The sequence below is a fragment of the Sediminibacterium sp. genome (genome assembly GCF_019264485.1).
Classification (GTDB): Bacteria; Bacteroidota; Bacteroidia; order Chitinophagales; family Chitinophagaceae; genus Sediminibacterium.
In genome coordinates this window covers 362,981-379,116 of the sequence record NZ_JAHVAA010000014.1, presented here as the reverse complement: position 1 = coordinate 379,116, position 16,136 = coordinate 362,981, and the positions used below count along the sequence as shown (strand labels likewise).

Genomic DNA, 16,136 nt, shown 5'->3' with positions numbered 1-16,136 from the left:
TATGCAAAAGATCAGGTATATACTGGTGGGTTGTGGTCATGTGGCTAAACGCCATTTTGACATTATAACTGAATCTGGTGAACTGATAGCCGTTTGCGATACGGATGAAATAGCAGTAAAAAATACTGCTTTACAATATAGTGTACCCTTTTATACCTCTTTAGATCAGCTTGTTCGGCATGTATCGGCAGATGTAGCGGTTGTGTGTACGCCAAATGGTTTGCATGCAGCACATAGCATTTATTTACTCGAAAATGGTTTTCATGTGTTGGTGGAGAAACCGATGGCGCTTACTGCAATAGATGCTGAGAAGGTCATCAGTACTGCGAAAAAGTATCAGAGACAGGTATTCACTGTTTTACAAAACAGGTTTAATCCTGCCGTACAAACTGTTCATAAAGCCATTCAGTGCAATGAACTTGGTAAACTATTCAGTGTACAGGTAAATTGTTTTTGGAACCGCGATCGAAACTATTATGAAAATCACGCATGGCATGGGAATGAAAAATTGGATGGGGGTGTTTTATTTACCCAGTTTAGTCATTTTATAGATTTGGTACATTGGTTTTTTGGTTCGGCAAAGAAGGTATCTGCCATCATGCACAATGTAAATCACCAGTACACTGAATTGAAATCCGATGAAGGAGCTATTTTATTACAGTTTGAAAATGAGATGATCGGCACCCTGCAATTCTCTGTGAATAGTTTCAAAAAAAACATGGAAGGGTCGATTACTTTACTGGCTGAAAAAGGAACAGTAAAAATTGGTGGTACTTATTTAGATGCTATTGTATATGCGGAGACAGACAAGCCTTTGATTGTTGAAGCAGATCAATCCGGGTCATCTTTAGAAAAAGTGTATCAATCAATGATTCGTACCTTACAGCATGGCGATGAATTTTATACTAGCCCTGAAGAAAGCCTGGAAACAATAAAACTCATTGAAAGGATTCATGCAAATACTGAACTGAAATAGAAAATGTCATCATTTAATTCCATACAATCAATCATCAGAGATGTTCAATTTGGCATTAGTGTTACAGTAGTGGAACCTTGTAATTTGTATGAATGCAAAATTGGCGATGATAGCTTTATTGGTCCCTTTGTTGAAATTCAGAAAGATGTTGTTATTGGAGATCGCTGTAAAATACAATCACATAGTTTTATCTGCTCGCTCGTAACTATAGGTAATGACTGTTTTATTGGTCATGGAGTAATGTTTGTAAATGATAAGTTTACTTCCGGCGCACCTGCGGGTGGCAAAGCTGCTCAATGGAAGCCTACAACAATAGCAGATCATGTAAGTATTGGCAGTAATGCCACGATTTTACCTGTACAGATCTGTAGCCATGTTGTAATTGGTGCAGGTGCTATTGTAACAAAAGATATTACAGAGCCTGGTGTATATGCGGGTAACCCTGCTGTATTGCTAAGGAAAATTTGATAATAGTCTATAGTCAATAGACCATGGACTATAGACTATACTTTTACATAAATCTTCTTCTTATCCATCCAGTAAACAATCAGCCAGTAAAAGGCAATCATTGCCAATGCGTAGAGTAATGAGCCATTCCTGAGATCGTCTGAAATGGGTTTGCAGATATGGTTCCAGAACCAGGAGAGAGGGCTGGTAAGCTCGTCTCCATCTTTAAAACGAATAAGTGCAAGTAATCTGGGAAGAAAGCCACTCAATACGAATATGAACAAAGGGTTTTTGCCAAATACATCAAAAAACCTGCTCCATGCTCCTTTGATGCCCCTGAATTCAATGAGGTAGATCAATAAGCTAATGGTTAGCATGGCCAGACCTGTGGTATACAGTACATAACTGCTGGTCCATATTTTTTTATTGATAGGGAAAACCATATCCCAGCAGAAGCCTGCGAAAATTAATACGAGCCCGGCAATCATAAGGTTGGCCAGCATTTCGTAGTTTTTTCCTTTCTGCTGAATGTATTGACCAGCAAGAAACCCGAAAACAACCTGAACAATTGCTGCCATGGTGCTGCTGATACCTTCCGGGTCAAAAGCCACACCTTCACCTTTATACATATGAGCTTCACCCAGTATGGCTTTGTCAATTGAAATCCCAAAATAGCCTTGTAAACTGAAAGGGTCGCCCGCTTTTCCTAACCAAACTGTAATAAACCAATAGAGTAATAGCAGTATGCCGCTAATGACAAAAGCACCTTTTGTTTTTCCATAATACACAATGACAGATGCAAAAAAGTAACAAAGCGCAATTCGCTGCAACACACCAAATATGCGAAGGTTATCTAAGTTTTTGCCAACCAGCGAATCACCCTCCCATTTCACAAAAGGGCTCCAGTGAAGGAGAAGACCAATTAAAAAGATGAGTAAGGTTCTTTTGATGACTTTTTTCCAGAAAAAAGCATCGCCCGCTGCTTCAAAACGTGGCATTACAAAAGCCATGGCATTACCCACTGCAAATAGAAAGAAAGGGAATACAAGATCGGTAGGGGTGCATCCATGCCAGGTAGCATGCTTTAAAGGGCTGTAAATATTTCCCCAGCTTCCGGGATTGTTCACAAGAATCATCAGTGCAACAGTAGCACCTCTGAATACATCGAGTGAATAATAACGTTGGTTCATGGCAGTCGTTTGTGGACGAAAGATAATAAATAGGAGATATTATTGCTGACTAAACTATTCAGATAAAGAGAGAAGGCAAAATTTCTGTTAAGCATGATGACCAACCATCGGATCATATGCGCCCAATTGCTTATTTTGCAGCATTTCCAGCGAATTTTATATGAGTAAAAAAATATTAATTACAGGAGGGGCAGGTTTTATCGGCTCACATGTGGTTCGGTTATTTGTAAATCAATATCCCGATTATACCATCATTAACCTGGATGCATTAACCTATGCAGGCAATCTTGAAAACCTGAAAGACGTTGAATCCAAATCTAATTACCGTTTTGTTAAGGCTGATATCCTGAAAACTGAAGAACTCGAAAGGGTATTTGCAGAATATGCCATTACAGATATCATACACCTGGCGGCAGAATCGCATGTGGATCGATCGATTGTTTCACCACTCGATTTTGTTTATACTAATATTATAGGTACTGTTAATCTCTTAAATATAGCCCGTAAACAATGGGCATTGGATTATAGTAAGCATTTGTTCTATCATATATCTACTGATGAAGTATTTGGAAGTCTGGGTGAAACAGGGTTCTTTACCGAAACAACAGCCTACGATCCCCGATCACCCTATTCTGCCAGTAAGGCATCTTCCGATCATTTTGTAAGGGCCTATCATGAAACTTATCGCCTGCAAACCATTGTTTCCAATTGTTCAAATAATTATGGACCCAATCATTTCCCTGAAAAACTGGTTCCTTTATTCATTCATAATATTATAGAGAAGAAACCATTACCTGTTTACGGAGATGGTCTGTATACCCGTGACTGGCTTTATGTAAAAGATCATGCGAGAGCAATTGATCAGATTTTTCATAAAGGACAACCCGGAGGAACTTATAATATCGGTGGCTTCAATGAATGGAGAAATATTGACCTCGTAAAATTACTGTGTAAATTAATGGATGAGAAACTGGGCAGACAAAGTGGTGAAAGCGAGGAACTGATTACTTATGTAAAAGACAGACCCGGGCACGACCGCCGATATGCAATTGATGCTACCAAGATTAAGCAGGAATTGGGTTGGGAACCAAGCGTAACTTTTGAAGAAGGCTTGTCTGAAACTATTGACTGGTACCTGACAAATAAAGAGTGGTTACAACACGTAACATCGGGGGCTTATCAACATTATTATCAATCCATGTACGTCAATCGCTGATCATGAGAATTGAAAAAACCAAACTCGACGGATGTTATATTATTCATGATACGGTTCATGGAGATAATCGTGGCTATTTCTTCGAGAGTTTTCATAAGAATCGTTTTTATGAACAAACAGGAATGTCGATTGATTTTGTACAGGATAATCAATCTAAATCACAGAAGGGTGTGTTAAGAGGCCTGCATTATCAGCAGGGTGGTTATGCTCAGGCAAAACTGGTTCGTGTATTGCAGGGTAAAGTGCTCGATATAGCAGTAGATATCCGTAAACAATCTCCAACTTTTGGCGAACATGTAGCAATTGAATTGAGCGAAGAGAGCCGTACCCAGTTTTTTGTTCCCCGTGGCTTTGCACATGGATTTGTGGTGTTGAGTGAAACAGCCGTATTCTTTTATAAATGCGATAATTTTTATTATAAGGAATCGGAAGGAGGGATTATTTATAATGATCCTGAACTGAATATAAACTGGCAAATTGCAGAGTCTGAAATACTTTTATCTGATAAAGACAAAGAGTTGCCTCTTTTTCAGGAAGCAAAAGCCACTATAAATTTTTAATCATGAAGGGAATCATTTTAGCCGGCGGATCAGGAACAAGACTGTACCCTATTACAAAAGGAATCAGTAAGCAGTTGATGCCCATTTATGATAAGCCGATGATTTATTATCCCTTGTCGATTCTTATGCTGGCCGGTATCCGCGAGATATTGATTATAACCACGCCTGAAGACAATGCACAATTCAAACGTTTATTGGGGGATGGTTCAGTGCTGGGTTGCAGGTTTGAATATGCGGTTCAGGAAGTGCCCAACGGATTGGCGCAGGCTTTTGTAATTGGTGAATCTTTTGTTGGAAAAGATAAAGTAGCACTGATACTGGGAGATAATATTTTTTATGGGTCCGGGTTTAGTCAACTGGTACAGTCCTTTAATGATATTGAAGGGGCAGCCGTATTTGCGTATGAAGTAAACGATCCGGAACGATATGGTGTAGTTGAATTTGATGCGAATAAAAAAGTAGTTTCTATTGAAGAAAAACCCAGTAAACCTAAATCCAACTATGCAGTACCGGGTTTGTACTTTTATGACAATACCGTGTTAGGTATAGCAAAATCAATTGCACCCTCAGCAAGAGGTGAGTATGAAATTACAACTGTTAATAATGAATACCTGAAGCAGGGTAAACTCAGGGTTGGTATTATGAACAGGGGAACAGCCTGGTTGGATACAGGAACTTTCGATTCATTAAGCGATGCCAGTGAGTTTGTACGGGTAATCGAAAAAAGACAGAGCCAGAAAATCGGATGTATTGAAGAAGTGGCCTGGCGAATGGGGTATATCAGTCACACACAGTTGCTTGAATTGGCAAAATTGTACGCTAAAAGTGGTTATGGTGAATACCTGGGCAATCTGAAATAATAGAGATTAGTAATACCAGACCAGCTATTTCAGCCTGTTCAGTCTTCTTGGGTTAAGTGTCAACTTAACTTCAACAATTTTTTCGATAATTTTAAGGATGATCCTCAAACAAAAGCGAATGACCAGTGTTATTATGACATGGACGCTTTTACCATTAAAGATTTGGAGAACCTGACAGGTATAAAGGCCCACACCATCAGGATCTGGGAACAACGTTATGGTTTTCTGAACCCGCAACGTACGGAAACCAATATTCGTTATTACAGCAATACCGAATTAAAAACGGTATTGAATATAGCCCTGTTGAATAAATATGGCTATAAAATTTCTCATATCGACCGTATGAGTCCGGTTGATATTAAAGAGAAGATACTATCCCTTACCCAGGCAGAGGCACAACAGGAAAGAACAGTCAATGAACTGATTCAGTGTATGATTGATATGGAAATTGAGGCCTTTGAAACTATTGTAGACAGGTATATTTTTTCAAAAGGGGTTGAAAAAACCATCCTTCAAATCATTTTTCCATTCCTTGAACGTATTGGCGTACTGTGGCTTACTAATCATATAAACCCGGCGCAGGAACACCTGGTAACTAATATCATCCGTCAAAAACTGATCATTGGTATAGAAACAATCAATAGCAGGGTATCGCCCAGTAAAACAACTGTATTTTTCTTACCTGAAGGTGAACATCATGAGCTCGGATTATTATTCATGTATTTCCTCATGAAAAATCGGGGTATAAAAGTGCTGTATCTGGGTGCCGATGTGCCTTTACGAGATGTAGAGTATGTTGTAGATCAGAAAAAACCTGATTTTGTTTACACCCACCTCACTTCTCTGGCTGGCAATTTTAACTTTGAGAAATTCCTTTTAAACGTACATCACCGGATGCCTGATCTGCCCATCGTTGTTTCCGGTCAGGTAACACAGAATTATAAAAAGCGCGTGCCTTCAAATGTAAGTCTCCGGCAATCGCTTTCTGAAGTGATGGAATACATTGCAACCCTTTCTTAAAATCAGTTCCCATAACATCATACCCGGTTCATCCGGGTATTTTTTTGCCCTATTTGATGTCTAAACATGTATAACTCGCTGATCCAGTTTGTTTTATATTTTTAGTAAAATATTTAAACAAAATGTTGCTAAAGTCATATTCTTTTGTTTAGTTTTACAATATAAATAATTAAACAATTACGGTATGTCAGTGCTCGAGTTTAACCAGATGTTACTTAATAATACTGAGTTTTTGAAGCCCTTCGCCATCACCCTTACCCGCGACACAGAAGCTGCAAAGGACCTGGTACAGGAAACCATGTATAGAGCACTGGCCAACAAAGACAAGTACAATGTGGGTACAAATATTAAAGCATGGCTCTACACCATCATGCGTAATATTTTCATCAATAATTACCGTAGAAAAAGTAAACAGGCTACCATTTTTGATAACACACCTAACGAATTTTTACTCAATATCAACCAGGGAGCTGTTGCAAATGACGCCATAGCCAGTATCAACCTCAAAGAAGTAAAGACAGCCATACATAACCTGCCTGAGATATTCCGTAATCCCTTCTTATTATATTTCGATGGGTTTAAATACCATGAGATAGCAGAAATGCTGAATGAACCTCTGGGAACCATCAAGAGTCGTATTCACTTCGCTAGAAAACTGCTGAAAAACCAGTTACAGCGGTATTAAGATTTTTGTCTAATTTTCTGATGAGTGAGTAAATCTGTAATTATTATTGGAAGCGGCTTTGCCGGCCTTTCTGCTGCCTCTTTTATGGCCAAAGCAGGATGGAAAGTGACTGTTCTTGAAAAACATGCCACAGCTGGTGGCCGTGCGCGTCAATTTTCGGAAACAGGCTTCACCTTCGATATGGGCCCCAGCTGGTACTGGATGCCCGATGTTTTTGAAAGATATTTTCAACAGTTTGGAAAATCGGTTGCCGACTATTACCAGTTAGAAAGATTAGACCCTTCATATCGCGTGTACTGGCCCGATGGCCCGGTTGATATTCCTGCAACCTATGAGGAGTTACAAGCATTATTTGGCCAGATAGAAGCAGGTAGCGGACAAAAACTTGATTTATTTTTAAAGGAAGCAGCTTATAAATACGATGTTGGTATTCACAAGCTGGTATATAAACCCGGGCAATCACTTACCGAATTTCTCGATTGGGAGCTACTTACCGGTGTATTTAAACTCGATGTATTCAGGTCCATCAAATCGCATGTAGCCAAATACTTCACTCATCCCAAGCTCCGTGAACTTATGGAGTTTCCGGTATTATTTTTAGGCGCATTGCCCGAACATACTCCAGCATTGTACAGTCTTATGAATTATGCCGACATCAAAGGTGGTACCTGGTATCCGCAAGGGGGCATGTACCAGATTGTTAAGGCGATGTATGACCTGGCTGTAGAATTAGGTGTACAGTTTGAATTCAATCAGAATGTTCAGGAAATACGGATTCAGCAGAATGCCGCCAGACAGGTTGTAACACAGGATCGTGTATATGATGCAAAAGTGGTGATTGGCGGGGCCGACTATCATCATATTGAAATGAACCTGCTACCGGAAGCATTCCGAACCTATACACCCGCATACTGGAACAAGCGTGTTATGGCTCCCAGTTGTTTGCTGTATTATGTAGGACTCAATAAACGCCTGGCTAATATCCGTCACCACAGTTTGTTTTTTGATACTTCTTTTGACGTACACGGGAAAGAAATCTATACTACCAAAGAATGGCCCTCAGATCCTTTATTTTACATGAGCGCCACATCGGTTACCGATACCACGGTGGCACCGGCTGGTTGCGAAAATCTTTTCCTGCTGATACCGGTGGCAACAGGGCTAAGCGATGATTCGCCAGAGAGAAGACAGTATTATTTCGAAAAAGTGATTAACCGTCTGGAACAACAAACCGGTCAATCGGTAAAAGATGCCATAATTTACCAGAAATCCTTTGCCCATACCGATTTCGTATCTGAATACAATGCTTTTCGTGGAAATGCCTACGGTTTGGCGAACACTTTGGGTCAAACTGCTGTTTTAAAACCAGGCTGTCGGAGTAAAAAAGTACATAATCTGTTTTATACCGGTCAATTAACCGTTCCTGGTCCGGGGGTACCACCCAGTCTGATCAGTGGAGAAGTGGTAGCCGGAGAAGTAATAAAAGCATTCGGATAAACTATTAAATATATACACAGACCCAGTCTGTATAACAAATCAACAACCAATGATCACACTGTTTCATGAAGTAAGTCAGGATTGCAGCAGGATCACAACAGAGAAATACAGTACGAGTTTTTCGTCTGCTATCCGGTTGTTACACAAGGACCTGCGCACACCCATTTTTAATATTTATGGGTTTGTTCGTTTTGCGGATGAAATTGTAGACAGTTTTCATGATTATGATAAAGCCACATTACTGGCCGAATTTAAAACCGCTACCTATGATGCTATTGAGAAAAAGATCAGCATGAATCCTATTCTCCATAGTTTTCAACTTACTGTTAATCAATACCAGATCGACAGGGAATTAATTGATGCTTTTTTGTACAGTATGGAGCTGGATCTCGACCAGCGCAAATACGACCGTGCCGGATACGAACAATATATTTATGGAAGTGCAGAAGTAGTAGGACTAATGTGCCTGTTTGTGTTTTGTGAGGGTCATAAACAAATGTATGAGCAATTAAAGCCTTATGCCAGAAGCCTTGGTGCTGCTTTTCAAAAAGTAAATTTTCTGCGCGATCTGAAAGCGGATTATGAGGGATTGGAAAGAGTGTATTTTCCCGGATGCGATTTCAGGAATTTTAGTGTGGCAGATAAACAGGCGATAGAAGAAGATATTCAGCGCGATTTTAATCATGCATATGAAGGCATCCTCAAACTGCCTATGAAATCTCGTTTTGGGGTGTATGTGGCTTATAAATATTATCTCTCCCTCTTCAAAAAGATAAAAAAAGTAAGACCACAAAATATCCTTGAAGAAAGAATCAGGATACCAGACTACGGGAAAATATTTATCCTGGCCAAAGCAGGCATCCGCAGTCATTTCAATTTACTCTGATTACACGGTGTAATAACACTTATTTTTATTGTATGGAACATGTGATACTGGTGAACGAACAGGACGAAGTACTGGGAGTAATGGAAAAAATGGAGGCTCACGAGAAAGCTCAGCTGCATCGCGCATTCAGCGTTTTTGTTTTTAATACAGAACATCAACTCTTATTACAGAAAAGAGCACTTACCAAATACCATAGCGGCGGTTTATGGACCAATACCTGTTGTAGTCATCCGCGCCCGGGCGAATTAACAGCAACGGCGGCACAACGCAGGCTCAGGGAAGAAATGGGATTTACCACTGAATTATCAGAAGCTTTCTCCTTTATTTACAAAACATCTTTTGCAAATGGATTAACGGAGTATGAATTTGACCATGTATTTGCAGGAACCTATAATGGTATTATTCATATCAACAGCGAAGAAGTAGACAGTTATGCCTACCGTTCACTCGAAGAAATAGCATCTTTACTGGAACAGGAGCCTGACACATTCACCGCCTGGTTTCATATTGCTTTTCCTAAAGTACACAACTGGTACCTCGAGAACCATAAACCATAAACCGATGCAAGCAAAACCTTCGGCAGTAATCATTGGAGCAGGAGTAGCTGGTCTCGCTGCTGCCATCAGACTGTCTGTTCAGGGTTTTGATGTAAAAGTATTTGAACAGGCCTCACACCCCGGTGGCAAACTCGGTTATTTTGAAGCGAATGGTTATCATTTCGATACTGGCCCCAGCCTGTTTACCCAACCCGCTAATATAGAAGAACTATTTGCACTTGCCGGCGAACCTGTTGAAGAATATTTCCATTACAGAAAAATGCCGGATTCCTGTTTTTATTTTTATGAAGATGGTACAGTCATCCGCGCAGCTGCTGAACCCGATAAATTTGCCGAAGAATTGTATCGCCAGACAGGAGAACCTGTAGAACATGTGAAACAATACCTGGGGAAATCGAAAAAACTGTATGAAAATGTGGCGAATATTTTCCTGAACTATTCACTGCACAAAGCCGCAGTTTTATGGAAAGCGCCTATTGGAAAGGCTTTGAAGACTGTTGGGTTTTCTCAAATGTTTAAGAACCTTCATCAGGTAAACACTGGTAGCTTTAAGAACCAGAAAGTTGTACAACTGTTTAACAGGTACGCCACTTATAATGGCAGTAATCCTTATAAGGCACCGGGGATGTTAAGCCTTATTCCTCACCTTGAACATAATGAAGGCACTTTTTATCCGGAAGGAGGGATGATCAGTATCGCTAATGCCTTGTTTAAACTGGCGGAGAAAAAAGGTGTGCAGTTTTATTTTAACCAGCCGGTAGAAAGAATCATACACTATAATGGCCGTGCAACCGGTGTAGTGGTGAATGGGAAGAATATACCGGCTGCTGTTGTAGTTAGTAATGTTGATGTGTATTTTACTTATCTGCGTTTATTGAATGATCAGATAACTGCAAAAAAAATACTCAAACAGGAACGCAGCAGCAGTGCATTGATTTTTTACTGGGGAATAAAAAAAGAATTTCAACAACTCGGGTTACATAATATTTTTTTCAGTGAAAACTATGAACAGGAGTTTGATCATATTTTCAGGCAAAAAAAAGTCTGTGCCGATCCAACCGTATACATCAATATCACTTCAAAGTGTGAACCAGGTATACATGCACCGGAGGGGAAAGAAAACTGGTTTGTAATGATCAATGTTCCTGCAAATGTGGGGCAGGACTGGGAAAAACTCCGTGAAACATGCCGCTCAATCATAATTGAAAAACTCAGCCGCATGCTGAAGACTGATATAGGTAGGCTTATCGAAACAGAAGAAGTACTGGATCCGGTGTTGATTGAGTCAAAAACAGGTTCATACCAGGGTTCTTTGTATGGTACGAGTTCCAATTCGAGGATGGCTGCATTCATGAGACATCCCAATTTCTCCCGGCAGCTGGAAGGATTATATTTTGTAGGAGGCAGCGTACATCCCGGAGGTGGAATACCTTTATGTTTGAAAAGTGCCGGTATCATGGCCGGTCTGGTACAAGCCGATCAACAAAGAAAAAGACATCATTGAACCGTTATAAATTAAGCATATCAGCATTCATCGCCATTCTCTTTCATGTAAGTGGATTGATTGGTATACTGTTTACAGATCAGAAAGAATGGTTTATTGCCAATACACCACTGAATTTATTACTGATGTTTCTGTTGTTGTTATGGAACCAGCCTAAGCCTAATAAATTCTTTTTACTTTTTGTACTGGCAGCATTTTTAACGGGGATGGGTACAGAAATGATCGGCGTAAATACAGGCAAACTTTTTGGTTGTTATAGCTATGGATCAGTGCTGGGTCCGCATTTTAACGGGGTGCCCTGGTTAATTGGAATCAACTGGTTTGTAATGGTGTATTCATCAGGTGTAATCATGCATTTACTCCATGAATGGATAAGGAATAAGTATGAAGAGTCGGGTACACATCTTTCCCAAAAAATCATTACGCTTTCACTTGTACTCGATGGTGCCCTCCTGACTGTTTTCTTTGACTGGGTAATGGAACCGGTGGCCGTTCAGCTCGGTTTTTGGCATTGGGAGGGAGATGCAATTCCTTTTTTTAATTATCTCTGCTGGTTTCTCATCAGTGCGGCATTATTATGGTTGTTCAGGTACTTACGTTTTGAAAAGGCCAACCATTTTGCGGTACATTTGTTTATTATTCAACTGTTATTTTTTTTAACCCTCAGATGGTATTTATAATATGTTGATCTATTTACTCATCACACTGGCCACATTCTGTATCATGGAAGGCATTACCTGGCTTACACATCGTTTTGTAATGCATGGATTTCTATGGTATTTGCATGAAGACCACCACCAGAAGGGCCCTGGTTTCTTCGAAAAGAATGATGCATTCTTTATCATATTCGCAATACCCAGCTGGTTATGTATTATGCTGGGAAGTATGAATCAGGTATATTGGGTAGTAAGCATTGGAGCAGGGATTGCATTATATGGATTCGCTTATTTTCTGGTACATGAAGTCATTATTCACCAGCGGATAAAACTGTTTACCAGAACCAATAACCGCTATATCAAAGCTATAAGATGGGCACATAAAATGCATCATAAACACCTCGATAAACATGAAGGGGAGAGTTTTGGTATGCTTATCGTAGCCAAAAAATACTGGGATAAAGTGCGCAAAGACGAAATGCTGCAAAGCAAATAGTTGCTTATCTTACCATTGACCATTCACTATTGACCATTCATTCCCATTACCACTATATCATCTCCGGCTCCGGTTGCGCAGGTTTGAGTTTATTGATGCGCATGATGCGAGAACCATTTTTTGATGACAAGAAAATACTTGTTGTTGATAAAGCTCCCAAAATAACCAACGACAGAACCTGGTGTTTCTGGGAACAGGGAGATGGATTATTTGAATCGCTTGTTTATCGTCAATGGACAGAAGTTGATTTTTATTCGACCCATTTTTCGGCAGGGCTTCCATTATTGCCATACCGGTATAAAATGATTCGGGGCATTGATTTTTACCGGCATATACAAGAGCTGGCGAAAGAAAAAACCAATATTCATTTTTTATACGAGCCTGTTATGACAACAGGAACAAAGGATGATATAGCTTTTGTTGAATTAGCATCAGGTACTTATACTGCTAAATATGTATTCAATAGCATTTTATTTCAACAACCTAAGCTACATACAGGTGAGTACATGCTGTTGCAACATTTTAAAGGTTGGGTAATTGAAACTGAAATGCCTGTTTTCAATCCGGGGAAAGCTACATTCATGGATTTTAGGGTATCGCAGGAAGAGGGGACTACTTTTATGTATGTATTGCCTCTGTCTGCAACATCGGCATTGGTGGAGTATACATTATTTACAGCGAAATTACTGTCTCAGGAAAAATACACTACAGCATTAAAATCGTACCTGGAAAAATATCTCGGAATAGCGAAATTTAAAATTGAACATGAAGAGTTTGGTATTATTCCAATGACCAATCATGTTTTTCCATCAATAGAGGGAAGGGTTATTTATATGGGTATTGCAGGCGGTCAGGCAAAGGGTAGTAGTGGGTATGCATTTCAATTTATCCAGAAAAAAACGGCAGCTATTGTTGCAAACTTAATAAAGAGCCGTTTCCCTGCACAACAAATAAATTTGAAAGAAAGAAAGTTTCGCTTTTATGATTCAGTCTTACTGAATGTATTGCATTATCGTAAATTAAATGGCGATCAGGTATTTGCTTCCATCTTTAAAAAGAATCCACCTGCAAGAGTTTTGCGGTTTCTGGATAACGAAACTGGCTTGTGGGAAGATCTTCAGATTATGAACAGTGTACCTACCGGTGTTTTCCTGAAAGCGGCCATGCAAGAGTTATTCCGTTAAGTTTAATTGCTTTCTATTATTTTTGCTGCGTTTTATTGTATGGCCTCGTAGTACCCGCCTTAGGCGGAGATAGTATAAGAGTAACCTTTTATATTAAAATGAGTAGTTTATTGAAATATTGGCCTCGTAGTATCCGCCTGAGGCGGAGAAAGTATAAGAGTGACCTTTTTATATTAAAATTGATAGTTTATTGAAATATTGGCCTCGTAGTACAATGGATAGTATAAGAGTTTCCGAAGCTCCAGATCCAGGTTCGATTCCTGGCGAGGCCACAGAAAATAAGAAATAAGATCCGAAGGACTCCCATGGAGAATAAGAAACAAGAAGCAGGCGGTTGTCCTGTTTTTTTTGTGTACAATGGATAGTATAATCCCCACAATACTGTGGGGACGAAGCTCCAGATCCAGGTTCTCCGCCGCGGTGGATGGCGAGGCCACAGAAAATAAGAAATAAGGTCCGAAGGACTCCTTTGGAGAATAAGAAACAAGAAGCAGGACTCATGGAGAGTTGCTTCCTGTTTGCCTTACATAAACCTGAACTTCTCTTCCTCAATATCAAGCTGGTGTAGATATTTGCGGATAATATCTTCATCGAAATGAGGGTCGGATTGATTTTTCTCCAGTAACCATTGTCTTTGTTCTTCCAGCAGATCCAGATAAATGGTTTTAATTTCCGCGGACATAACAGGGCTAAGGTTGTACAGATTTTTCAGTCGACACTTCTCTGCGATTTGCTGCACGGCTGCATTTGTATTTAATTGATCCTCATACTTACTCGACAGGTGTTTCAAAGAATGTTGTGCCAATGCAGTTTTGATGAATTCATTTGCTTCATGCTCAGGCATGTGGTCATTGTAGCCAGCTATCTTTAACTTTTTAATCAGGTAAGGTAAAGTGAGACCCTGTAATAGCAAGGTGGTTAGTATAACGATGAATGTAATAAACAGAATCAGGTTGCGTTGAGGAAAAGCCACTCCATCCGATAATTGTACCGGTATTGATAAAGCTGCAGCAAGCGATACCACTCCACGCATACCCGTCCAGCCCAATAACAGTGGACCTTTAAAGCCGGGGTTTCTTTCTGCCACATTAATAAAGTTGCGCATTACCAATGTGGTAAGCACTGCGCCGAATGCAGCTAAAATCCGAACAACGATTAATATGGTTGTAATTAATAAACCATACCAGATAGCGTCGCCGAAACCTATGCCGTCCTGTTTAAGCCCGGCAGTAATTTCCGGAAGGTCTAATCCAATCAGCATAAAAACAAGCCCATTCAATACAAAAACAAAACTCTCCCATACATTCACTCCTCTTACACGGGAAGAGCTGTTTAAAAAATAATGCCTTCTGTTCGATAATAACAAACCAGCACTTACTACTGCCAGAATACCAGAACTGTGAATTTCTTCAGCAAAAATATAAACGATATAAGGTGTGATGATGGTGAGGATGATATCCATACTTGCATCCGTAGGCAGGTATTTATGAATGAGCATAAATAACCAGCCGATCAAAAGACCAATACCTACGCCGCCTACTACCATCCATGTAAAACTCAATGAAGCATCGAGCCAGATAAACTGACCGGTAGCAACTGCAATCATTGCAAAACGGAATATAATGAGCGAGGAAGCATCATTCAGCAGGCTTTCTCCTTCGAGAATGGATGCCATTCTTTTAGGAACACGCACAAATTTTAAAATAGCATTGGCACTTACAGCATCTGGTGGCGATACAATACCGCCCAGCAAAAAACCAAGTGCGAGTGAGAAGCCGGGAATAAAATAATTTGCCACAAAAGCTACAGACATGGCTGTTAAAAACACAACGATGAATGCAAAGCTGGTGATGATGCGCCGCCAGCGCCACAATTCTTTCCATGAAATGCTCCATGCGGCTTCATATAAAAGAGGGGGCAGAAAAATAATAAAGATCAGCTCAGGATCAATCTTTGTAACGGGAACGCCGGGTATTATACTAATCAATAACCCTGCAATAACGAGTAATATGGGGTAGGCCACTTTAATCTTATTGGCCAGCATAATGAGTAATACGATGCCTAATATGAGAATAAGATAAAATGGAAAATGCGCTAACATGGTTATTGTTTTCTGTAACTGTTTTAAAATGGGTTTTGTACCAGATGCTGTTATTGGAGCAGGTTACAGGTTCCGGTAGCCTGAAGCGAAGAACTCCTATATCGGCCGCTGATAAAACAAAAGTATAGCCTAGCCGCCGTGGAACATTAAAAATGTGACGCTGTTCTCTAAAATCTGGGACACTCTCCGGCAAAAGCTGGGATAATTGGTAATTTCTCCTCGGAATGGATAATTTTACTGTCCTCAAACCCAATAAAATCAAGGGTTTCATTTTTCGTTTTCCTCAATTGAACCTCGGAGC

16 protein-coding genes and 1 tRNA gene are annotated in these 16,136 nt (G+C 39.9%); 15 read left to right on the top strand and 2 right to left on the bottom strand.

All coding sequences use genetic code 11. The annotated features are described in order from the left end of the window. Nucleotide 1: 1 nt before the first annotated feature. Both KXJ59_RS13165 and KXJ59_RS13160 read left to right on the top strand, forming a co-directional pair. Nucleotides 2–976 carry a Gfo/Idh/MocA family oxidoreductase gene (locus tag KXJ59_RS13165; protein WP_295205434.1) on the top strand — a complete coding sequence of 325 codons (975 nt, stop codon included), beginning with the start codon at nt 2–4 and terminating at the stop codon, nt 974–976. A 3-nt stretch (nt 977–979) separates the two neighbouring features. After that, the gene (locus KXJ59_RS13160) at nt 980–1,444 is read left to right on the top strand and encodes an acyltransferase (RefSeq protein WP_295205432.1); all 465 of its coding nucleotides are present in this window, start codon (nt 980–982) and stop codon (nt 1,442–1,444) included. A gap of 35 nt (nt 1,445–1,479) precedes the next feature. Here the strand turns inward: KXJ59_RS13160 and KXJ59_RS13155 are convergent, their stop codons facing one another. Further along, on the bottom strand, nt 1,480–2,613 hold the full coding sequence (locus tag KXJ59_RS13155; protein WP_295205429.1) for a heparan-alpha-glucosaminide N-acetyltransferase domain-containing protein: 1,134 nt from the start codon (nt 2,611–2,613) through the stop codon (nt 1,480–1,482). Between the two features lie 160 nt (nt 2,614–2,773). Between KXJ59_RS13155 and rfbB the strand changes: the two genes are divergently transcribed. From rfbB to KXJ59_RS13090, 13 genes are all read left to right on the top strand, one after another. Next, the gene (gene rfbB, locus KXJ59_RS13150) at nt 2,774–3,829 is read left to right on the top strand and encodes a dTDP-glucose 4,6-dehydratase (protein ID WP_295205425.1); all 1,056 of its coding nucleotides are present in this window, start codon (nt 2,774–2,776) and stop codon (nt 3,827–3,829) included. A gap of 2 nt (nt 3,830–3,831) precedes the next feature. After that, a complete protein-coding gene (rfbC, locus tag KXJ59_RS13145; RefSeq protein ID WP_295205421.1) occupies nt 3,832–4,389 on the top strand; it encodes a dTDP-4-dehydrorhamnose 3,5-epimerase in 558 nt (185 codons plus the stop codon). A 2-nt stretch (nt 4,390–4,391) separates the two neighbouring features. Continuing rightward, complete coding sequence (gene rfbA / locus KXJ59_RS13140; protein ID WP_295205419.1) at nt 4,392–5,249, top strand: glucose-1-phosphate thymidylyltransferase RfbA; 858 nt, start codon at nt 4,392–4,394, stop codon at nt 5,247–5,249. Nucleotides 5,250–5,387: 138 nt separating this feature from the next. Then, complete coding sequence (locus tag KXJ59_RS13135) at nt 5,388–6,269, top strand: MerR family transcriptional regulator (RefSeq protein WP_295205416.1); 882 nt, start codon at nt 5,388–5,390, stop codon at nt 6,267–6,269. Between the two features lie 184 nt (nt 6,270–6,453). Next, nucleotides 6,454–6,954, top strand: coding sequence for an RNA polymerase sigma factor (locus tag KXJ59_RS13130; protein WP_295205412.1), 501 nt, complete (start codon nt 6,454–6,456; stop codon nt 6,952–6,954). Between the two features lie 24 nt (nt 6,955–6,978). Then, a complete protein-coding gene (gene crtI / locus KXJ59_RS13125) occupies nt 6,979–8,451 on the top strand; it encodes a phytoene desaturase family protein (RefSeq protein WP_295205409.1) in 1,473 nt (490 codons plus the stop codon). A gap of 49 nt (nt 8,452–8,500) precedes the next feature. Beyond that, a complete protein-coding gene (locus tag KXJ59_RS13120; RefSeq protein WP_295205406.1) occupies nt 8,501–9,337 on the top strand; it encodes a phytoene/squalene synthase family protein in 837 nt (278 codons plus the stop codon). A gap of 32 nt (nt 9,338–9,369) precedes the next feature. Continuing rightward, complete coding sequence (gene idi, locus KXJ59_RS13115; protein ID WP_295205403.1) at nt 9,370–9,894, top strand: isopentenyl-diphosphate Delta-isomerase; 525 nt, start codon at nt 9,370–9,372, stop codon at nt 9,892–9,894. A gap of 4 nt (nt 9,895–9,898) precedes the next feature. After that, the gene (gene crtD / locus KXJ59_RS13110) at nt 9,899–11,398 is read left to right on the top strand and encodes a 1-hydroxycarotenoid 3,4-desaturase CrtD (protein ID WP_295205400.1); all 1,500 of its coding nucleotides are present in this window, start codon (nt 9,899–9,901) and stop codon (nt 11,396–11,398) included. Continuing rightward, a complete protein-coding gene (locus KXJ59_RS13105) occupies nt 11,395–12,078 on the top strand; it encodes a carotenoid biosynthesis protein (protein WP_295205397.1) in 684 nt (227 codons plus the stop codon). Before crtD ends, KXJ59_RS13105 begins: the two co-directional genes overlap by 4 nt. Before the next feature lies 1 nt (nt 12,079). Continuing rightward, nucleotides 12,080–12,550, top strand: a complete 471-nt coding sequence (locus KXJ59_RS13100; protein WP_295205394.1) for a sterol desaturase family protein — start codon at nt 12,080–12,082, stop codon at nt 12,548–12,550. A gap of 29 nt (nt 12,551–12,579) precedes the next feature. Continuing rightward, nucleotides 12,580–13,734 carry a lycopene cyclase family protein gene (locus KXJ59_RS13095; RefSeq protein ID WP_295205390.1) on the top strand — a complete coding sequence of 385 codons (1,155 nt, stop codon included), beginning with the start codon at nt 12,580–12,582 and terminating at the stop codon, nt 13,732–13,734. Between the two features lie 200 nt (nt 13,735–13,934). After that, a tRNA-Arg gene (locus KXJ59_RS13090) sits at nt 13,935–14,006 on the top strand. Between the two features lie 251 nt (nt 14,007–14,257). Here the strand turns inward: KXJ59_RS13090 and KXJ59_RS13085 are convergent. Next, on the bottom strand, nt 14,258–15,835 hold the full coding sequence (locus KXJ59_RS13085) for a Na+/H+ antiporter (protein WP_295205387.1): 1,578 nt from the start codon (nt 15,833–15,835) through the stop codon (nt 14,258–14,260). Nucleotides 15,836–16,136 lie beyond the last annotated feature (301 nt).